At 36.1% G+C, this 21582-nt stretch carries 21 protein-coding genes; 14 read left to right on the top strand and 7 right to left on the bottom strand.

Annotated elements, in window-relative coordinates; all coding sequences use genetic code 11:
- The gene (locus RHO11_08240) at nucleotides 1-1293 is read left to right on the top strand and encodes an ATP-binding protein (protein ID WVD60489.1); all 1293 of its coding nucleotides are present in this window, start codon (nucleotides 1-3) and stop codon (nucleotides 1291-1293) included.
- Here the strand turns inward: RHO11_08240 and RHO11_08235 are convergent, their stop codons facing one another.
- Nucleotides 1294-2019, bottom strand: coding sequence for a M15 family metallopeptidase (locus RHO11_08235; protein WVD60488.1), 726 nt, complete (start codon nucleotides 2017-2019; stop codon nucleotides 1294-1296).
- A gap of 135 nt (nucleotides 2020-2154) precedes the next feature.
- Here RHO11_08235 and RHO11_08230 point away from each other — a divergent pair, with 135 nt between their 5' ends.
- The 3 genes from RHO11_08230 to RHO11_08220 are packed head-to-tail and all read left to right on the top strand — an operon-like array spanning nucleotide 2155 to nucleotide 4608.
- Nucleotides 2155-3342 carry a bifunctional tRNA (adenosine(37)-C2)-methyltransferase TrmG/ribosomal RNA large subunit methyltransferase RlmN gene (locus tag RHO11_08230; protein WVD60487.1) on the top strand — a complete coding sequence of 396 codons (1188 nt, stop codon included), beginning with the start codon at nucleotides 2155-2157 and terminating at the stop codon, nucleotides 3340-3342.
- Nucleotides 3343-3362: 20 nt separating this feature from the next.
- On the top strand, nucleotides 3363-4004 hold the full coding sequence (locus RHO11_08225; GenBank protein WVD60486.1) for a hypothetical protein: 642 nt from the start codon (nucleotides 3363-3365) through the stop codon (nucleotides 4002-4004).
- 40 nt (nucleotides 4005-4044) lie between these two features.
- A complete protein-coding gene (locus RHO11_08220) occupies nucleotides 4045-4608 on the top strand; it encodes a manganese efflux pump MntP family protein (protein ID WVD60485.1) in 564 nt (187 codons plus the stop codon).
- Between the two features lie 95 nt (nucleotides 4609-4703).
- On the opposite strand, the gene RHO11_08215 is transcribed toward RHO11_08220, so the two are convergent.
- Together RHO11_08215 and RHO11_08210 are read right to left on the bottom strand one after the other, a co-directional pair.
- Nucleotides 4704-5252, bottom strand: coding sequence for a GNAT family N-acetyltransferase (locus tag RHO11_08215; protein ID WVD60484.1), 549 nt, complete (start codon nucleotides 5250-5252; stop codon nucleotides 4704-4706).
- A 7-nt stretch (nucleotides 5253-5259) separates the two neighbouring features.
- Complete coding sequence (locus RHO11_08210; protein ID WVD62872.1) at nucleotides 5260-5442, bottom strand: MarR family winged helix-turn-helix transcriptional regulator; 183 nt, start codon at nucleotides 5440-5442, stop codon at nucleotides 5260-5262.
- Between the two features lie 321 nt (nucleotides 5443-5763).
- Between RHO11_08210 and RHO11_08205 the strand changes: the two genes are divergently transcribed.
- Nucleotides 5764-6228, top strand: coding sequence for a DUF1456 family protein (locus RHO11_08205; protein WVD60483.1), 465 nt, complete (start codon nucleotides 5764-5766; stop codon nucleotides 6226-6228).
- Between the two features lie 117 nt (nucleotides 6229-6345).
- Here RHO11_08205 and RHO11_08200 read toward each other — a convergent pair whose 3' ends face one another.
- Both RHO11_08200 and RHO11_08195 read right to left on the bottom strand, forming a co-directional pair.
- Complete coding sequence (locus tag RHO11_08200; protein WVD60482.1) at nucleotides 6346-7266, bottom strand: tetratricopeptide repeat protein; 921 nt, start codon at nucleotides 7264-7266, stop codon at nucleotides 6346-6348.
- 351 nt (nucleotides 7267-7617) lie between these two features.
- Nucleotides 7618-8970 (bottom strand): alpha-glucosidase/alpha-galactosidase, encoded by a 1353-nt coding sequence (locus tag RHO11_08195; protein ID WVD60481.1) that lies wholly within the window; start codon nucleotides 8968-8970, stop codon nucleotides 7618-7620.
- Nucleotides 8971-9181: 211 nt separating this feature from the next.
- Between RHO11_08195 and melR the strand changes: the two genes are divergently transcribed.
- Complete coding sequence (gene melR, locus RHO11_08190) at nucleotides 9182-10132, top strand: transcriptional regulator MelR (protein WVD60480.1); 951 nt, start codon at nucleotides 9182-9184, stop codon at nucleotides 10130-10132.
- 90 nt (nucleotides 10133-10222) lie between these two features.
- Here melR and RHO11_08185 read toward each other — a convergent pair whose 3' ends face one another.
- Complete coding sequence (locus tag RHO11_08185) at nucleotides 10223-10942, bottom strand: pirin family protein (protein WVD60479.1); 720 nt, start codon at nucleotides 10940-10942, stop codon at nucleotides 10223-10225.
- A gap of 190 nt (nucleotides 10943-11132) precedes the next feature.
- Here RHO11_08185 and RHO11_08180 point away from each other — a divergent pair, with 190 nt between their 5' ends.
- The 8 genes from RHO11_08180 (at nucleotide 11133) to RHO11_08145 (ending at nucleotide 19049) form a co-directional block, all read left to right on the top strand.
- Nucleotides 11133-12041, top strand: a complete 909-nt coding sequence (locus tag RHO11_08180; GenBank protein WVD60478.1) for a LysR family transcriptional regulator — start codon at nucleotides 11133-11135, stop codon at nucleotides 12039-12041.
- A gap of 174 nt (nucleotides 12042-12215) precedes the next feature.
- Complete coding sequence (locus RHO11_08175) at nucleotides 12216-12452, top strand: hypothetical protein (GenBank protein WVD60477.1); 237 nt, start codon at nucleotides 12216-12218, stop codon at nucleotides 12450-12452.
- A gap of 221 nt (nucleotides 12453-12673) precedes the next feature.
- On the top strand, nucleotides 12674-13966 hold the full coding sequence (locus RHO11_08170) for an integrase domain-containing protein (protein ID WVD60476.1): 1293 nt from the start codon (nucleotides 12674-12676) through the stop codon (nucleotides 13964-13966).
- Nucleotides 13967-15003: 1037 nt separating this feature from the next.
- Nucleotides 15004-15372, top strand: coding sequence for a terminase small subunit (locus RHO11_08165; protein ID WVD60475.1), 369 nt, complete (start codon nucleotides 15004-15006; stop codon nucleotides 15370-15372).
- 186 nt (nucleotides 15373-15558) lie between these two features.
- Complete coding sequence (locus RHO11_08160; protein ID WVD60474.1) at nucleotides 15559-17253, top strand: DNA/RNA non-specific endonuclease; 1695 nt, start codon at nucleotides 15559-15561, stop codon at nucleotides 17251-17253.
- Nucleotides 17253-17600 carry a hypothetical protein gene (locus RHO11_08155; protein ID WVD60473.1) on the top strand — a complete coding sequence of 116 codons (348 nt, stop codon included), beginning with the start codon at nucleotides 17253-17255 and terminating at the stop codon, nucleotides 17598-17600. Before RHO11_08160 ends, RHO11_08155 begins: the two co-directional genes overlap by 1 nt.
- A 304-nt stretch (nucleotides 17601-17904) precedes the next feature.
- Nucleotides 17905-18204: a transposase gene (locus tag RHO11_08150; GenBank protein ID WVD60472.1), complete on the top strand. Its 300-nt coding sequence runs from the start codon at nucleotides 17905-17907 to the stop codon at nucleotides 18202-18204.
- The gene (locus RHO11_08145) at nucleotides 18150-19049 is read left to right on the top strand and encodes an IS3 family transposase (GenBank protein WVD62871.1); all 900 of its coding nucleotides are present in this window, start codon (nucleotides 18150-18152) and stop codon (nucleotides 19047-19049) included. Before RHO11_08150 ends, RHO11_08145 begins: the two co-directional genes overlap by 55 nt.
- A gap of 239 nt (nucleotides 19050-19288) precedes the next feature.
- Here the strand turns inward: RHO11_08145 and RHO11_08140 are convergent, their stop codons facing one another.
- Complete coding sequence (locus tag RHO11_08140; protein WVD60471.1) at nucleotides 19289-21568, bottom strand: FdhF/YdeP family oxidoreductase; 2280 nt, start codon at nucleotides 21566-21568, stop codon at nucleotides 19289-19291.
- Between the last annotated feature and the right edge of the window lie 14 nt (nucleotides 21569-21582).

Raw genomic sequence — 21582 nt, 5'->3', positions numbered from 1 at the left:
ATGAGCAGACGGCTATTTTGGAAAATTCTCATTATATTTTGGGGAATTTTTTATCTGACATTTCAGCTCACTTGGATCGGTATTAGCTTTTATCTCGAAACAAGAGATACTAAGACTTTTTATCATATTCCAACTAAAGTTGAAATGATTGCACAGCTATTGCAGATATCAGGTGAACAAGAGGCCGTTAATTTCATTTCTCATTTACCAGAGCCAGAACGTAGTTGTTTTTCCATATCGTTATTCAAAGTTCAAGATTCTGATATTGAATTGTCTACTAGTAGTGCAAGTAATGGTAATTTTGTTTATCAGAAGACTGCAACAGCACCTGATGGTATTTCATACCTAATTTCATTTAAAGATCCTGAAACAAATTATGATCGGGGAATGATTTTTAATATGCCAATTCCTATGTTTTTGATGGGAATTACTGGCGGTCTTATTTTTAGCTTATTTTTGGCATGGAATTTAACTCGGCCATTAAAGCTGATTCGAAAAGGTTTTCATCGAGTATCTCAAGGCGATCTCTCTGTTCGTTTATTTGATAAGTTAAAAAATCGTCATGATGAGCTTGCAGAATTAGCGCATGACTTTGACTTAATGGTTGAGCAGTTAAATATTCTTATTTCAGATCGACAGGCATTATTGCATGATGTTTCTCATGAACTACGTACACCGTTGGCTCGTTTGCAACTTGCAATTGGTATTGCTCAGCAAAATACTCAAAATATTGGTAACTCATTACAGCGAATAGAACTTGAATCTGAACGATTAGATAAGTTAATTGGTGAGATCTTGACCTATTCTCGCTCTGAAATCATGAATCCATTAGATGAATATTTTGATTTGAAAGAGTTAATTAGCGTCATTGTTGAGGATGCAAAATATGAAGCTGAGCCGCAGAAAATACAAGTGACTTTTGTTCCAACATTGATTATCCATTCTATTATTAAAGGTAATGCTGAACAGATCCGTCGAGCTGTCGAGAATATTATTCGTAATGCGATCCGTTTTTCTAAGCCAGGACAAAAAGTTGAAGTTTCATTAAAAGAGAGTGGTAGATTTTTACAGATAGATGTTAGTGATCATGGGCCGGGTGTTGATGATTACAAACTTTCTACCATTTTTGAACCATTTGTACGTATACAGTCACCAGAATTAGGTAAAGGTTATGGTTTAGGATTAGCTATTGCTAAAAAGAGTATCGTTATGCACACAGGTACTATAAAAGCCCATAACCGAGATACTGGCGGGCTTATTATTACGATTAAGCTACCTTATTGGCGCCCTTAATCACTCTTTATAACAATCGCTATTTACGTCCAATACATACTCTTGTAAAAACGCCTGTAGAGTTATTTTATTGTGGCCTGCAAAATTTAGCTTATCCATGATTTTTTCAGGCTCTTTTTGCAGTACGGTTTGATATTGAGCAAGATAATTTTTGGCAATTGGTTTATATGACCAGTGCCACTCTTCAGGTTGGTAACCTCCGTTACGTCCCTCATTAAATGGTCGACAAAATCCATATTTAGGCATGTTTTCTTCTAACCATTGATGTAAAATTTTACCTTGAGGATTATTTTTGAAATAATCTGATGAGAGACTCGTTATATCAAAGTCAGTTCCCCAATGGTGTCTTGAACTACCTGGCATCGATGAATACTGCAAAATATTCAGCGCTGTTTGCTGTTCATTTTTGATTTTAGGCATCAAATCGTTCCATTTTCTTTGCCATATTGTATTTTGATAAGAATAATTACGAGTCGCACTGACTATGACAAATGGAATATTCGGATACTGTTTTTTAAAATCTTGATAAGCTTTTATTAATTGCTGTGTTGGCTCTTTTTGCAAATACATGCCACTTTTATTTACGGGGAGCACGGTCGAATCTAATGAGATAAAATCACTATCTTTTTTCTCATTGAATTGTCCAATTAACTTATTTAATGGCACTGAATTTGCCATAGCGGTAGCTGATAAAGTGAATAACATAAATAAAACAATTTTTTTCATGTGATATTAATCTTAAATATTAAGATATGATTAGCCAGATAAAAGTAAAACCAGTATAATCGCTCTTCATATTTTATTATACAATTTCATTATTATTTTTGCCGTAATGTGTAAAAACGAGGCTATGTACCAATTATGCAAACAATCAATGTGAGCGAAACTTGCGATTCGCTATCTTCATCCGTCTTGATCGAAAAACCTACTACAGAAAAGATCAATCTTTTAAATTATACCCGTCAAGATCTACGTGAGTTTTTTAAAAGTTTAGGTGAAAAGCCATTCCGTGCCGATCAAATCATGAAATGGATCTACCAATTTGGTTATGATGATTTTGATTTGATGACCGATATCAATAAAAAATTACGCGATCAGCTTAAAGAGATTGCTGAGATTAAAGCGCCAGAAGTAGCTCAAGAACAACGTTCTTCTGATGGGACGATTAAGTGGGCAATGGATGTCGGTAATAATCAGCTGATTGAAAGTGTCTATATTCCTGAAAAGGATAGAGCAACATTATGTGTTTCATCACAGGTTGGTTGTGCATTAGAGTGTAAATTCTGTTCAACTGCACAACAAGGTTTTAATCGTAATTTGAAGGTCGCTGAAATTATCGGTCAAGTATGGCGTGCTTCAAAAATCATTGGTGTTACAGGTAAACTAATTGATCGTCCAATTACCAATGTAGTGATGATGGGAATGGGTGAACCATTACTTAATATTGCTAATGTTGTTCCTGCAATGGAAATTATGTTAGATGACTTTGGTTATGGCTTATCAAAACGTCGTGTGACGTTATCAACATCAGGGGTTGTTCCTGCATTGGATAAACTTGCGGGTATGATTGACGTCGCTTTAGCAATCTCTCTACATGCACCTAATGATGATATTCGTAGTCAGATTATGCCGATCAACGATAAGTATAATATGGCCACATTACGTGATTCAATTCATCGTTATCTGGCTGTATCAAATGCTAATCACGGTAAAGTAACCATCGAATATGTATTACTTAATCAAGTCAATGATGGTATTGAGCACGCTAAAGAGCTCGCTCAATTTTTAAAAAATACACCGTGTAAAATTAACTTAATTCCTTGGAATCCGTTCCCTGGAGCCCCATATTTGAGGAGTTCAAATACTCGTATTGATCGATTTATGAAAACCTTGATGGAGTATGGTTTTACTGTTATTGTGCGTAAAACACGCGGTGATGATATTGATGCTGCATGTGGGCAATTAGCGGGAGATGTTATTGACAGAACTAAACGAACAAAACTAGTTAAGTCGTCTTTATCTCCATCTTTAATTGATGTTCGGCAGTAAATATACAAGGTAACGGTATCATGTTGAAAGCTACTCTTTATATTGCAATCGGAATTTTATCATTATCGATGTTAAGTGCTTGTCAGTTTACAGATCAGCAACAGCAGGAATTTAATCCTGAAAAAGCAGCATTAGCTAGGTTAAAGGTTGGATTAGGTTATTTAGCTCAAGCCAAAGATCCTACTGACAAAACGAGTGAAGAGATTAAATTAGCTCACTATAATTTAACCCTTGCTAATCAGTATTCACCTAATAATCCGAATGTCATGCTCGGAATGGCGCTTTTTGATCAACATGTTGGTGAGTATCAAGAAGCCGAAATGATTTATCAGGCTATCACTGAAATGGAGCCAAATAATGGTCTATATCAGATCCATTATGGTTCTTTTTTATGTGCAACAAATCATTATGAACAAGCGATAGCACATTATACTCAGGCAATTGAGCTCAATAAACCTCGATGGAAGATAGATGGTTTAGAGCAGATGGGGTATTGTGCTATTCAACATGATGATACCATACGAGCTGATAATGCTTTTAAGACATTATTTAGCTATGATTCAACAAGACGTAAACACGTTGAAAATACAGCTCGCCTATATGAGCAAAAAGGCGACTTAAGAATTACAAATTATTTACTAACAGTTATTAACCGTTATTAACTAATAACAATTATTTTAATTATAAAATTGAGCATATGTTATGAGTTTTCTAGCAATACTATTGTTGTCATTTGCAATGTCAACTGATGCGTTTGCAGTTGCAGTATGCAAAGGTATTTCACTTCAGGTACCCAAATTTATTGATGCATTAAAAGTGGGGGTACTATTTGGTTTTATTGAAGCAATTACTCCGATTTTAGGCTGGCTATTAGGCTATATTGCGGTGCAGTATATTGAGGAGTGGGATCACTGGATAATTTTCCTATTGATGCTCTTTTTAGGGTTACGTATGATCTATAACAGCCTTAAACAAGAACAAGCTTGTCAGGAAGAGTCACTCAAAGGTTCGATGGTGATGCTGGTTTTGACTGCAATTTCAACTAGCATTGATGCCTTTGCTGTCGGTGTTGGCTTAGCTTTAGCATCGGTAAATATTGTCTTTGCTGCTGGTATGATTGGACTGGCAACTTGTATTATGGTGACTATTGGTATTTTACTAGGTAAAAAAATCGGTTGTTTTGTCGGTAAAAAAGCTGAATTAGTTGGCGGATTGGTACTCATCTTTATTGGTGCTTTTACCTTATATCAGCATCTCTCTGCCTAACCAATGATCTTTATTGATATGCTATCTTATCAGTTATTGAATTATCAGATAGCATATCATCATAAATTTTAAAGATATGCTTAATATCTTTCTTTTTACTTCTTCAATGATAACTCCATTTGAATATTACAACGTTGGTATGGTGTATAATTTCGTACAACTTTTTTAAAGCCTAATTTTTGATAAAGATTTATAGCTGGTTTTAACATTGTATTACTCTCTAAATACAGTTTATTAGCGCCTAGCTCCAAAGCCTTTTTAATCGCTGCTTGACCTAATAGAAAGCCAATATTTTTACCCTGAGCAGTTGATGAAACTGCCATTTTCACTAATTCATAGTCATAATCGGGATCTGACATTTTTAATAGTGCATATACCCCAACAGGTTCTTGCTTATATAAGACAACAAAAATATAGCCGCCATTTTTGATGATTGATTGTTGAGGATCGGCAAGTACTTTATGATCGGCTTCTTCCATTTCAAAATAGCGACTAATCCATGCTTCATTTAGAGATTGGAATATATGTTGATAAATTGGTTGGTAATTAATAATGTCGACCTCTTGGCTTTCACGATGTTTTTTTTCTTCTTCGACACGTTTGAATAATGATTTTTCTGCTAACAGGAAATTCCCACTCTTCAATGGCTTGCTATAAATTGTGTGTTGTTTGTTTAGCAATATTATTGATGGCAGATGTTACATCCGCATACTGCTCAACTAATTGATTCGAAACATCATATCCTTTGTTTGATAATGTGATGAAATTTTTACGGCCATCAGATGGATCCGCTTTTTCATCAATAAAACCCTGCGCTGACATCTCTTTAATAATATTACTGACAGAGGGGGAGAGTGGTGAATTTCTTTCGCCAGGGTTGTAATTGTTTTTGATTCACCATTATTGAGGTATTTTAATAATTATCGGATATAATAATAAATTGAGAGACGAATAGGAAGGCTATCAGTTTTTTCACTAGAATGTTAATTTACATCAATATTATAACGAATTGTCGCATTATAATTGATGATTCATTATTAACAGATTGTTCAGTTTTGTCTCCTGTGGTTTTCTATTGTGCTATTTTACTTAACTAAATAAGCATTCCACGGTAGTATAGCGGGCAAAATAAGGTAGTAACACTTGGAATCTGTTATGGTAAATAATTACACACTACGTAGTATTCGTTATATGCTTGGTCTAAATGATTCGAAAATGGTTGAAGTTGTTAAGCTAGCAGGCATTGAGGTTGATGTTACAGATATGACCTGTTGGCTAAAAGCGGAAGATGATGCGGATTATAAGGAGTGTCCAGACTATGTTATGGCTCATTTTTTAAATGGTTTAATTTTTTTCCGTCGAGGTAAAGATGATCGTTTCCCTGCGCCAGAGATCGAACCGGTGATGACTAACAATATTGTGATGAAAAAACTGCGTGCCGCATTTGCATTAAAAGATACAGATCTTCTTGATATTTATTCATCGGTAGATTTTCGAGTTTCCAAACCTGAGTTAAGTGCTATTTTCCGCAAAGCGGATCATAAAAACTATCGTAAATGTGGTGATCAACTATTACGAAATTTCCTCAAAGGTTTAACGTTAAGAGTCCGTAAATCTTAAATCCAGTACATAAGGCGGATATTTATTCACTAATAGTCTTGTTATAAGCTGCTATTTTTGATTAATCGAATTAATATTCGCCCTTATTTTGCTACAACAGTAATTTGCTTAGCCGTTTCACTCTTGCTCAAGTTTATTAAATAAATCGCAGCCTGCTTGATCATGATTATCACATGCCTCGTTAGCATATTTTTTTGCGAGAGCTAAATCTTTTGTTCCGCCTAAACCATTTTGATAGATAATACTTAGGCTATATTGTGCATATGGATAATTTTGTTCAGCTGCTAAGGTATACCACTGTATTGCCTCAGCATAATCTTGTTTTACACCAAGACCATTTGCATACATAATGCCAAGATTGTTTTGCGCTGATGCATTGCCTTGTTTAGCTGCTAAAAAATACCATTTTAATGCTTCAGTATAATCTTGTTTAATTGCTTTCCCGCTACTATACATTATTCCTAGATTATTTTGGGCATCGGCATTATTTTGTTCTGCGGCTCGAGCATACCATTTGATCGCTTTATCATAATCTTGTGTAACTCCTTGTCCTCGATAATAGAGGTTACCTAAGCTATATTGAGCACTTGAATCTCCCTGTTGGGCAGCTTCAATATACCAGTTAAAGGCTTCTATATAGTCTTGAGTGACACCTCGACCATGATAATAAAGATCGCCTAAGTTATATTGTGCCGATGCATTGCCTTGTTTCGCGGCTAAGGTATACCATTTCAACGCTTCCGCGCTATTTTGCTCTACGCCTTGTCCCAGATTATACATAACAGCGAGATTATTTTGTGCAAAAGTATCACCTTTCTCGGCGGCTAGGGTATACCATTTTAACGCCTCAGCATAATTTGGTTCCACCCCTAATCCATCATGATATATAACACCTAAACTAAATTGTGATTCGGTATCTCCCTGCTCGGCAGCCGATATAATGGTTTGTATGTCATTTTTAGATTCTTCTGTTGCATAAACAGGGCGTACAAATAGGAGTGTTAACAGCACAAATAACGGATAAAGATTTTTTGACATAAACATATTCCAATATGTTGACTTATTGCGCAAATCCTATCAAATTTAAGTGGTTAAAGCGAATAGTTTTGATGATCTTTTTGTTTGCTTTTGTAAGGCTATTTGGTCGTTTATTGGTCATTTTGGCATGGTAAGTTTTTAGGTATTAATTTTTGGTTTGTATTTATGACATTCAGATAAAGTGAGAACGATATTTTGTATTGTGATATAGACAATACAAAATATATTATCAATGACTTATCTTCTTTGAACATTGCAGAATAATCACCTTTATTGAGGTAAAAAGTCACCTTCTCTAAGGGGGTAGATGTTAAAGCCCGCCAAATGGATAGCTTTAACATCAATATTATATTACTGATGTAGCCAGCTTGGTAGCCAATCACCATGAGCACCAATTAAGTCATCAATTAAGGCATAAATTTCATCAATGCTTAATACCACTGCTGTATGTGGATCAAGTAATGCTGCGTAGTAGACACTATTTTTATCTTCGCGCAAAATAGCTTCTGTAACTAATGTTTGTACATTAATATTAGTTTGCATGAGCGCAGCTAAATGGCTTGGTAATTTTCCAACTTTGGTTGGTGTAATTCCATTGGCATCAACCAAACAGGCGACTTCAACACAGCAACCTTCTGGTAAATTATCAATCAAATGATTATTTCTAACATTGCCATAAATAACGCTAGGTTCGCCAGTCCAAATTGAGTTAATTATGGTACTTGCATACTCTTTTGATTGTTTGATATCAATACGTTCTGCATTTTGATATTCAGCTAATTCTTTTTTCCAGTTCGCGATCTGCTCTACACAGCGTTTTGGATACTCATCCAATGGAACTTGATAGCGTTCGATTAAATCAGGTCGGTTAGGTTTGATAAAATAAGGTGTATACTCGGCAAAATGTTCGGATGATTCAGTTACAAAATAGCCTAATTTTTTAAACATTTCATAACGTACTAAATTCTTACAGCGTGGGTTGCCATGTGGATTTGGCTTTGGTGCCTGGCCTTTTTCAAATGCAGAGAGTAAGGCTGGATAAATACTATGGTAATGACCTTGGTCATCTTTTTTCTCAATTTCAAGATAAAATGCCATATGGTTAATACCCGCACAGCGATAACGAAGATCGTCATAACGAATATCCAGATCTCTAGCTAATTCTTCGGCTGTTCCTTGGACAGAATGGCATAGACCCACTTGTTTGATATGCGGATACTTTTCATACATTGCCCAAGTATTCATCGCCATTGGATTGACGTAATTTAGCATAGTGGCCTTAGGGCAGACTTCAGTCATATCTTCACAAATTTTCCATAAATGTGGAATTGTACGTAATGCGCGCATAATTCCACCAGGCCCTAAAGTATCAGCAATAGTTTGTTCTAATCCATGACGTTTACATACGTCAAAATCAATCACTGTACAAGGTTCATACCCACCAATTTGAAAAGCCACAATGACAAAATCTGATTTTTCTAAGGCTTCTTTCTGATTAGTATGGCAGCTAATTTGCCCTGTTGCTCTAGCTGATTGCATTAATTTTTTTACAACAATAGCTGATTCTTGTAGGCGTGTTTCATTAATATCCATTAAAGCAATGTGTGCATTTTTAAGTGCAGGACGGTGAAAAATATCACCCAAAATATTTTTTACAAATACAGTTGAGCCTGCGCCGATAAAGGTAATTTTAGGAGCTGTCATCGTTATTAACCTCTGTTATATGTATGAGTGTTTGATGACTTTATCGTAGCCTAGGAGATTACTAAAATCTTCCTCATCGTTGAGACTAAATTCCTAAAAGCTCATATCTTGTGATTTCGATAATAGCTTATGAGTTTTTAGGATAAAGTGATAGAAAATACGGAATATTGCTTTAGAATAAGAGAACTATAGCGTTAAGTGAGGTGATAACATGTTAAATGTACCGCTGTCCAATCAAGTAGCATCAGCCATGAGTTATTCGACGGCTGATTCACCATCGCCGGGTCCATTGTCACTTTATTCCGAATATCAGCGGATGGATATTGAATTGCGTCAGCCTGATACAATGCAAAATAGTCATTGGCATGGTCAAGTTGAGGTCAATTTACCTTTTGATGATGATGTTACTTATTTGATTAATGGCGAAAAAGTCACGATAAAAAAAGGGCATATTACACTTTTTTGGGCATGTGTACCTCATCAACTAATTGACACGGGTCATTGTCAACGAATGGCTATTTTTAATTTACCGATGCATCTATTTTTATCTTGGCCATTACATAAAAATTTAATTAGCCATGTTACTCATGGAATGGTGATTTGTTCTCGTATTGAACAGCAATTAACAGAGCACGAAGTTGCGCGGTGGCAAGCTGATTTGGCTCAGCAACATCCTGAATTTAGACAGTTAGCGATTAGCGAAATTGCACTAATGCTTAAACGTTTTGATTTACTCGGTTGGAATTCATTGCTGATCAATAAAACCCCAAAAACTCACCCACACGCACTATCTAAACACTCTTTATTTTATGTTAGTCAAATACTTGAGTATATTGCTGCTCATCACGATCAAAGCCTCACTATTGAACAGATTGCAGAACATGTTAAATTGAATGGTAATTATGCGATGGGTATTTTTCAGCGGGTTATGCAGTTAACTATTAAACAGTATATTACCGCAATGCGTATCAACCATGCCAAAGTATTATTAAGTGATAGCAATCATAGTATTTATGATATTGCCCTAACGGTAGGATTTAATGCTAGTAGCCGATTTTATGATACCTTTCAAAAAGTTGTAGGTATTACTCCGAATAAATATCGTAAACAGATGCAGGCTTATTTATCTGATAAAGTACCCGCCATTATGGAATCCGTGTAAACCGTTAAGTGAGTATCTATGTCGTTCACTTAACGGCGATTTATTATCGTCTAAAAACGTCTACTTAGGACGTGCTGTTGATACGCTTTATTACATTTCGGGCAATTCCGATGGGCGCATATCAAATACTAATACTTCAGCATTCTTTCCTGCTGTGAAATTTAATACTTGCTCATGACGAACACGAACGCCATCCCCAGCATGCAATTCAATACCATTAAGAGAGAGCTCTCCTGTTGCTAGATGTACATAAGCATAACGATTATCTGCTAGTTTGAGTGTCGCTTTTTCATTATCATTAAATAATCCAGCATAAACGTGGATATCTTGATTTATCAATAGGGAATTATCTTCTCCATTAGGTGAGATAATTAAACGCAATTTGCCTCGTTTATCTTCATGACTAAAATGTACTTGTTGATAATTTGGTTTACTGCCTTTTCGTGCTGGTACAATCCAAATTTGTAAAAAATGTACTTCATGATCTGTTTGTGGATTCATCTCACTATGTAATACACCAGTACCTGCACCCATTAGCTGTACATCACCGGGTTGAATGACTGAACCATTTCCCATCGAATCTCGATGAGCAAGTTTACCATCGAGAACATAGGAAAAGATCTCCATATTATGATGAGGATGGCTTCCGAACCCTTGGTTAGCCGCAACTCGATCATCATTAATGACTAACAAATCAGAAAATCCGACCTGCTTTGGATCGTAGTAATGTGCAAATGAAAAGGTGTGCTGCGATTTTAACCAACCCTGATTACTTATACCTCGATCTTGTGCTTTGCGTAGTTCAAACATTATTAGCTCCTATTACGATAGAAAGAGACTATCCAAGACTTAGTGTTACGGATATAATCAAATCTATCTTGTAAATTTTAAATTATTTTTTACCTTTATGTTTATTATGTTAATTGATTTTTTTTGATTTAAAAGCGAGTAAATTGCAAAGTAATTTTCGAAAAAATCGAATGTAGAAATAGGGATTGAGATGCTACGTTTATCATTAGATGCAATTAATACGATCGATACAATTGTCAGAACAGGTTCATTTTCAGCTGCGGCAGAACAGTTACATCGTGTTCCTTCAACGATATCTTATACCGTTAGTAAGTTAGAAGAACAGATGGGGATCACATTATTTGAACGAAATGGACCACAGGTTAAATTGACTTTGCTTGGACAAGCATTATTGGAGGAAGGGCGTTGTTTACTTACGGCTGCTCATCATTTAGAGTCAAGATTGTATAAAATGTCTCAAGGCGTTGAAATTGAACTCAATATCGCTTTGGATGCGCTTCTTCCAATCTCAATTCTTAATAGTAAACTTGAGGAGTTTATACAATCTCCTTATAACACTCGCTTACATTTTAAACACGAAGTAATGATGGGGGCCTGGGAAGCATTAGTACAACAGCGAGCCGATCTTATTATAGCCGCAGGCCTTGGACCATCAGGTGGTGGCTATAAGACTTACCCTGTCGGCAGTCTATCTTTTGTTTTTTGTGTTGCTCCTAATCATCCTTTAGCCCAACAGTCGCAACCGTTAAGTAAACATCAACTACTTGCACATACAGCTATTGTGATTAGCGATAGTGCAAAACATTTACCTTTACGAACAACGGGTTTATATGACGGACAAAAACAGATTACAGTTAGTACATTAGCCGATAAGATTGCGTTACAAAAAGCGGGGATTGGTCATGGGTTTTTACCGCGTATTTGTGTTGAAACTGCACTTAAGCAAGGCCAACTAATTGAAATTTCAGTTATGGAGCCAAAACCTGATGAGATTTTCTACCTAGCATGGCGAACAGGTGAAAATGGTCAAGCATTGAATTGGTGGCGGGACAAGCTTGCTTATCAATGGTTATCAGAGGGAATCAAGTTTGATGTATAGTACTCTACTCGATTTAGCTTGAAAATGGTGCTTATTTAATCTAGATATTGCCTATATATGTCGTAACGTAAATCCAGTAATATATATGTATGTGAGTTTATATCGGTATGATTATTTTAACTATCTAATCATCATCCTAACTACCATCAATAGTTTGATAAATGAGAGGGCAATATGGCATTTTCAAAAGCTGAATATGCGCAGCTAATCGCATTAAAATTTGTTGGCGAAAAAGTGATTGAGCGTTTAGAGCAGATGGAATTCGATTCTTTTACTAAATTACGTAGTACTAATTTAGATGAAATATTAGCCAAAGGCGCTTTATTATCTGGATCGAGCTGTTGGAAAAATAGCCCACAGGCAAGAAGTGCTATTATTAATATTTTACAGTGTGTTAACCAAGCTAATTAATTTGTCTTCTTTTTAATTACCAAATAATTATTTGTCAGTCTACGTCTTGAATTCAGGTTCAGATAATAGTGGATAATTCAAATCAATATTTTTTAATAATCATTAACTGTCAGTAATAAACAGAAAATATAGTGAAGTCAATAATCTAATAGTCATTAATAAACATTAAGGCGCAGTAATAATCGTTTACAGCCAATTTTAATCGGGGTATATTTGGGGGTATGAATTCATATCGTCAAAATTTGTACCCCGAAAGGTTAATTATGGCTATCAAAATACCCCCCCTTACAGACACGCAAATAAAATCATTTAAGCCAATAGATAAAGATAAGAAATACTTTGACGGTGGAGGATTGTTTTTATTGGTTAAGGTGAACGGAGTTAAATCATGGCGATTAAAATACAATAGTCCTCTTACCAAGAAAGAGAAATTGCTAACCTTTGGCAACTACCCAGATATATCATTACAGCAAGCGCGCAAACTTCGCGACAAGGCTAGGGAATTAATCAAGCAAGGCGTAGACCCCCAAGAACATAAAAAAGAGTTAGAGCAAAAAAAACAATTAGAGATTGATAATTCTTTTTATGCTATCGCATTACAGTGGAAAGATTTTAAAGTTAAACAAGGTATACACGATAGAACGATAGCACTAGCATGGGGAATGCTAAATAATCATTTATTCCCATATATAAAAGATATTCCAATCAACCAAATAACAGCCGTTAAAGTAATTAACGCATTACAGCCATTACATGAGAGCAATAAACTAGAAACAGTTAAACAAGTGTGTAGTCGAGCTAATGAAATAATGTATTATGCGGTTAATAAGGGGATTATCGACAATAACCCAATAGCTAAAGTAACAGCGGTTTTTAGTAAACCTAAATCAAAGAGCAGACCGACAATAAAGCCCGACGAGTTACCCGACTTTATGAAAGCCTTATCTATGGCAAATATAGAGCTACAAACTAAATTGGTTATAGAGTGGCAACTATTAACCTTAACAAGACCTAGCGAGGCAGTAGGCGCGAAATGGGAGGAAATAGACCTCAAGGCTAACCTTTGGACGATACCAAGCGAGCGCATGAAAATGGACAGGGCGCACGCTATCCCATTGTCTAAACAAGCAATGCGCATACTTGAGGTAATGAAGCATATTAGTGCCAGAAGTGAATACGTATTCCCAAGTATTAAACCGCCATATAATCAACCAATGAATAGCCAGACTGCTAACATGGCGATTAAAAGAATGGGCTACAAAGATAAGCTAGTAGCTCACGGACTTAGAGCCTTAGCCAGTACCGCGCTGAATGAACAAGGCTTTAATTATGACGTAATAGAAAGCGCGTTATCTCACGTTGATAAGAACGCAGTTAGACGAGCCTACAACCGCGCAGAGTACGAACAGCAAAAAAGAGTAATGCTTGATTGGTGGGGTGACTTTGTAGAGCAGGCAAGTAATGGGAATGTATCAATATCAGGCACTAAGTCATTCAAGGTTATAAATGGCTAATTAAAACAATGGTGTAACCATATCGTTATGCCATTAATCAACCATATTGATAGCAATACAGTTATATGGATATCAATACAACTAATTAGCTGACTCACAAGGATAAATTCAGTTGTACTCATATGACTACAACTGTAGGCATATATGTATAATTGCTTACAACCTCAATAATATCAACGGGCGCAAAATTGAGCCGCTAAACCAATCGGCTGACTTTTCAGCCAATCAAACGTCTTTATAATAAAAATACTTCTCACCAAGAAAAGAGCATCTTAAGTATTCCGTCAATGGTGTAATATCTTTTGCCTACCCCCTAAAAGTTTTATAAAAGTATCCACTTGTATCCCCTTAATAGGTGCTATTTAATAACTTACTGAAATATAAAGAATTTAATAAAACGTAATTTTACACTTTGCTTATAAATCAATGTGTTATGTTTTTGTCAGTCCCATGACAACCTAAAGATATGAGCAAAAGTGCGCGCATTGTAGAATGTATTAAATAAATAACTTTCCTTTGGTAAGCATGATTATATTAGGCTAGGATTTGAAATCCGACCCTGTGACAGATTTTATTAAAATCATATAGATAAATTGTTATTGCTATGGGGAACTATTAAATGGTGTACATTTCAAATAGCAGCCAAAGAACCCGCATAAGTGCTGCTTTAATTAGGGGATAATCCCGTATTTAAGCGAGGGCAGAATATTGCCTTAAACTATTGGCATTATCGCAATGGTTGATAATTAATGCGCTCAAATTTGAGCAGATCGACAAGGGTCATAATTAGTATGCCCAAAACTGGACTAACCCATAAATAAAGATAGCTTTAATCTCAATATCCAATACTCGGACTTTGGATTAGTTAAAGCGATGGCGGAAATCCGGCACCCATTACAAGGCGTAAACGGTTAATAATTGAACTACAAAACTTTTGTAGTAGAATAAGTGACAAAGGAAATGTCACAATTAAGAATTGTATAAAATTTAAGCGAAGCACTAAAATGTGCATCGGTTGATAATAAAGGGCTAGAGGTATGAAAGGAAGAAAAAGCAATCTCGATACGCGATTAGTTAAGGCAAGGGAATACCTTATTAAAGGCTATAAAGAAAATGGCGGATTGATTCCGTCTGTTAGCGGATTATCGCTATATATTGGCTGTTCGCGTTCTAGCTTGTATAACTATGCTAATGAATCGGAAGAATTTAACGACTTGTTGGAAACAGTAAAAGCTATCCAAGAAAACGAGCTAATCAATAAGGGCTTATCAGGCGAGTTTAACGCGACAATCGCAAAGTTAATGCTTGCTAATCATGGTTACAGTGACAAGCAACAAATAGAACAGAATAACAATGTAAGGCTTGATTTTAATAAACCGCTATCCGCGCTATTTGAAGATGATTAAAGAATATCGTTTACTTTTATAGATGTAAAAAAACAACTTACACCATTGTATGGATGTTAATTATTCGGCTTTTAGGGTAGTTTTAATCAGTTTATTAATATTTAAAATAGCTGTAATCAAATCTTGTCATGAGTAATAAAATCGATTATTGTTATCGCTATAAAAAATAATGATAAATTAATCACAATGAAACATTATCGCTTAATCACCAATAAGGAATGGCAAGAGTTACAAAAGCCATTAGATAATAGTTTAAAGTCAGACAGTGACAATCCTTTTCCCCAAAAAGTAATTGATACTACGGAATTTAAAAAAGTTAAGTATCAATATAACCAACATCTTGATGAAATTGTTCAATATTGTGTTAAGTATCAAGAAGAATGTAAAAACTTGTATCCTATACTGGAAAAGTTGGGCTTATATTATGGCACGAATACCTACAATAAAGATGATATGAAACTTACTGCTGCGTTAATCGAGGCGCTAAGTTCAGAGCGTGCTATTTTACTGGAAAAGCCCGTTGAATATCATTCGGGTTTGTTACCGCCACAAAATAACTTTCTAAAATTGCCGAGTAATCGAATACCGCGTCGATTAACGGCTAGTGAAATCCAAGCGCGTCAACTAGCACAATATGATAATGAAGAAAATTACATTGAATTTACGGTTTATAATTTAGCTAATCAGCCCTTTACTATCTTTGATAATGCCAGTCAGAAGATGCTTAGCCAAGGCACATTAGATAGTAGTGGTTATGCTTATGTGAGTTTACCTGTCAACGCGCAATATGTTGATATCGTGTTTGATAAACAGCAAACTGACCGCCCATGGTATTATGATGTGCCGCTTCAATTGCTGGGTGGTGTCCGTGATGCGGGGCAATCCGTCTCTGATTTGGCATGGGACGCCTCAATCGCTAAACAGTTAACAGGGCATAGCGCTGGCGTTGAATCCTCTAATCCTATTCAATTACCGAAAGTCCCCGAAGCTGAAACCGTATCGGGTGCGCTTGCTCATGGTGTCAGTCAGTTTTTAGTTGGTTTTATTCCTGCCTCTAAAGGGCTTAAAGTTATCAAACCCCTGACAAGAATGGGGAAGTTTGCGCAAAGTATGGTTGCGGGTGGTGTCGCTGATTTTGCTGTCTTTGCGCCCCATGAGGAACGATTATCAAACCTTGTTCAATCATTCGAAGTCTTGCAAAATCCAGTCACTGCGTATTTACAAGCAAGTCCTGATGACGGGGCAGCAGAAGGTCGGTTAAAAAATGCCTTAGAGGGCATATTGCTGGGTGCGCTTGCGGAACCCTTTGTTCATTCGTTACGAGCCTTAAAATACGCCAGAATTAAATGGATGATATCAGATGTTAAAACGCAAGTTCACTATAAGCTCGAAATTGTTACAATAGAAACCGAATCGGGTAGTAAAGGAAATTGGAATAAAGCACTAAATAACCCAGAGCCTAATAGAATTTATATTGTTGATGGTAATAAAATATACCATACTGACGAACTGGGTAGATTAAAGCAAGTAGAAGCTGAACTTAAACTTGATACATTAGACAGAAACACTTATCAGCAATTAAAAGCGGGTAAACTAGGTATTGAGGGAGACGAGGGCGGTCATTTAATCGCGTCAATATTAAATGGCTCGGGTGAAAAAATAAATATGCTACCGATGAATGCCAACCTTAACCGTGGCGCATGGAAGCAAATGGAAAACAAATGGGTAAAAGCCCTAGAAGACGGCAAAACAGTGAAAGTTAAGATTGAGCCTGTTTATAATAGTAGTGGTATAAGACCAGATAAATTTAAAGTAAAATACTCTATTGATAATGGAAGAAGTATTGAGAAAATTTTAATTAATGCTCCTGGAGGAATTTAATGAGAAATGATAATGATATTTATAATGACATTGGAAAAATATTATTTAGTATAAGTCCAGATGGAGCAAAAAAAGTTATATTGCAAGCGGAATTTGTTCCAGAAGGGGATGTTTGTACCTTTCTATATGATTATGTCGATGTGGATAATAATACTAAATGGTTTGATAATGATAGCGCACAGGCGAGCAGCGATCTAATGGATTATTTAATTGAATTAAGGGAATTTACTATAGTTAATAATTTAACTAATGGTAATCCTATTTGGATAGGCTGTATTGTAACCGTCGATATTGAAAAAGCTAAGATTAATATTGATTTTAAATATGAGCCATTTATTGAAGAGTGATCTATTTAATAGATAGATAGGTAGTTATCTAGGCGTATTTTATCGTAATGCGCCTTTTCTTTAGACAAAATAAGACCCTAGTTAAAATTAATCGTATATAGTGTTAAAATAATCAAATGATTTCGTATTGAGAGAAATAATTATGGTTAGACCTAACACGCGAAACTATACGAGTGAAGTATCAAGGATCAACACAAAGCATCTTAAAACTCTTGTTAAAAGCCCGTTACAGTACTGTAACGGTATACTTTTCTTGGAGACATACTTAGCGGTATGATAAACCATCAACTAAGGAGATTACCCCGTGACAAGACAACAAAGTAGTGAATTTAAACGAGAATGTGCAGAGCTCGTTCTTAATTATGGTTATGCACATAAAGATGCAGCAAAAACAATGAATGTGAGTATTTCATCAATTGGGCGTTGGGTAACACAATATAGAAAAGAACGACAAGGTATTACGCCTAAAAGTAGTGCGCTGACCGCTGAACAAAAACGAATACAAGCTTTAGAAAAACAAGTTAAGCAGTTACAAAGTGATAATCAGTTATTAAAAAAGGCTTCAGCCTTCTTCGCCATCGAAATGACAAGCAGCAACAAATAGCGTTAATACTGAAGAAGGCAGGAAATGAAACCGCTCAAATCTGTCGGTGTTTATCATTAGCACCGAGTACTTTTTATTATCGAATTAAACATCGCGCATGTAAATTAATGAATACTAGGCTTGAAATTGCCATAAAATCAATTCATAACGAAATGGACGGTATATATGGAAAAAGAAGAATGTTAGTTGAACTGGTTAAAAAAGGGTTTAAGCTTGGTTTAGATAAGGTCCGACGCTTAATGAGAAAATTAGGCCTAGTGGCTAAAAGGCCTAAACAGCATTCCTATCCTCGTGGCGGTAAATCATCGCTACTGGCACCCAATCATTTAAATCGACAATTTAATCCAGCGACGATTAATCGTTATTGGTCAGGTGATATTACCTATATTCGGACGAGGCAAGGCTGGCTCTATCTAGCTGTTGTCATGGATTTATGCTCTAGACGCATTGTTGGATGGGCCTTTTCTGAAAAGCCAAACAGTTTACTGACGGTTAAGGCACTAAACATGGCGATACAGCGTCGAAAAGGAAAATGCCCTACCTTATTTCATTGTGATCAGGGGATTCAATATCGTAGTGAACAATTTCAACAGTTATTATCATATCATCAAATTACCTTTAGTATGAGTAGAGCTGGAAATTGTTTAGACAATGCCGTTACTGAACGATTTTTTAGATCATTAAAATCAGAAAGAATTAATTATCGAGATTATATAACAAGAGAGCAAGCGATGGGCGATATTATTGATTATATCGAACCGATTTATAATCAAAAAAGAAGACATTATAAACTTGGATTTATTTCACCAGCAGAATTTGAACATAATTTACTAAAAACTGCCTAAGAAGCTCTCCAATTTTTGTTGACCGTTACAAGCCGAAAACTAGTGAAATTCTGGTGCACTATTGTGCTCAATTTAAAAAATAAGTTAATCGTGTTCGAGCTGATAGATTGACGATAATTAAACTAGAGTTTACAGAAATGTGCTCGTAAATTTAATTTATAGCAGGGGAGATAAAAATATAACTATCAGTTGTTCAGGATAAAATCTATCTACCCAATAAGGGTAGATAGATTTAGTAATTAAGCAGCCTTTTCTAACTTAATTGGAATATTTTTATAAGCAGGAATACCTGATTGTATATCAAAATTATCCAATGGAACCAGATTGTTTGATTCAGGGAAATAGGTGGCTAAGCAGCGATCGGCAATATCATAGATTACCACAGTTAAACCATCTAATCTGCGATAAGTCGGTTGCATTTGATTATCTAAAGTAATCAAGTTCACGACATCACCCGCATTAACACCTTGCTTCTCCGCTTCATTTTGGCTGATAAAGACGACATCTCGGCGACCAGATATGCCACGATAACGATCATTAAAGCCATAAATAGTCGTATTGTATTGATCGTGGCTACGTATTGTTGTCAGAATCAGCTCGCTTTTTTGAGTATCTCTTGGATCTTCATCTAACGTATCGGTAGTAATAAAGTTGGCTTTCCCTGACTTAGTGACCCAACGACGTTCTGATGCTGCGTTAACTAAATGAAAGCCACCACGCTGTTTAATGCGTTTATTATAATCTTTAAATTCAGGGAATACGGCTTCAATTGCATCACGAATTTTATCATAATCATTAATGAACTCATCCCATTCTATTTTTGAATCTGGTTGAGTCGCTCTCGCTAGACCTGCAACAATGGCACACTCTGATTTTAATTGTGGGCTTGCTGGTTTTAACATTCCGCGAGATGCATGTACCATTGACATGGAGTCTTCGACTGTAATGCATTGTGATCCTGATGCTTGCATATCAATTTCTGTACGCCCAAGTACCGGTAGTAAATAGGTGTTTTTAGCTGTTAATAGATGGGAACGGTTTAATTTTGTTGCCGTATGTACAGCTAAATCCAGTTTTTTCATACCAGCATATGTTGCATCATGATCTGGCATCGCGACAGCCAAATTACCGCCCATACAAATTAATGCTTTTGACTTACCTTCAAACATTGCTTGCATGGTTGCTACTGCAGCATGGCCAAACTCTTTTGGTGGAGTGAAACCAAAACGTTTTTCTATATTATCTAGCATTGTTTGGCTTGGTTTTTCAGTAATACCTACCGTACGATCACCCTGAACATTAGAGTGCCCCCGCAATGGACAAATTCCAGCACCTTGTTTACCTATATTACCTTTTAAGAGTAAAAGATTCACGAGTTGCTGGATATTTTGAGTACCATGTTGGTGCTGTGTAATACCCATACCATAGCAGATAATAGTTCGTTCTGACTTGATATAAAGTTCAGCAAATTCGGTGATTTGTTCTAGCGTCAATCCTGATTTATTAAGAATTTCATCCCACTGAATATTCATAATATCTTGTTTTAAATCATCAAAGCCACTGGTATGTTGAGCGATAAAATCAAGATCCAAAATAGCCGGTTGCCCAGCCTTAACCGCTGCCTCATGCCGTTCAAAAACAATCCTCATCGTGCCTTTTAGTAACGCAATATCTCCACCAATTCGAACTTGATAGTAATGAGAGGCAAGTTTGGTCGACGTAAGTGTTAACATTTCAATCGGATCTTGTGGATAAGTAAATCGTTCTAAACCACGTTCTTTTAGTGGATTAATTGCTACGATTGTTCCTCCTCGTTTAGAAACTGCGCGAAGAGAAGATAGCATTCTTGGGTGGTTTGTACCTGGATTATGTCCAATACAGACCACTAAGTCTGCATGATCAAAGTCTTCTAGTTCTACGGTGGCTTTACCAATACCTATCGATGCGGCAAGTCCAACACTCGTTGGTTCATGACACATATTAGAGCAGTCAGGAAAATTATTGGTACCATATTCACGAGCAAAGAGTTGGTATAGAAATGCCGCTTCATTGGAGGTTCGACCTGACGTATAAAACTCAACGGTATTAGGATCATCGTAACTACGTAAAATCGCACCTATTTCATTAAAAGCTGTCTGCCATTCAATTTCTTGATAAGTATCCGTTGCTGGATTGTACTTCATTGGATGGGTTAGACGTCCTTCGTTTTCTAAATCAAAATCACTCCATGAGAGTAATTCTGTCGCGGTGTGATTGGCAAAAAATTCAGGCGTTGTTCGTTTTGATGTAGCTTCCCAAGATACAGCTTTGGCGCCATTTTCACACATATCAAATGATGCAGTATGTTTTGGGTCTGGCCAAGCACATCCTGGACAGTCAAAGCCCTGTGGTTTATTCATCTCAAACATAGCAATAATATCTTTACTGATATTCATTTGACCACGGATGGCCTGAGCAACTGCTTTTAAAGCTCCCCAGCCTGCGGCAGGCCCTTTATATTCTTCTATTTTCTGTTTCATCAGTTATCTCTTTA

The sequence above is a fragment of the Orbaceae bacterium BiB genome, from assembly GCA_036251205.1.
GTDB classification, from domain to species: Bacteria; Pseudomonadota; Gammaproteobacteria; order Enterobacterales; family Orbaceae; genus Orbus; species Orbus mooreae.
Note: the sequence above shows the minus strand (reverse complement) of the source record. Positions and strands in the feature narration are given on the sequence as shown.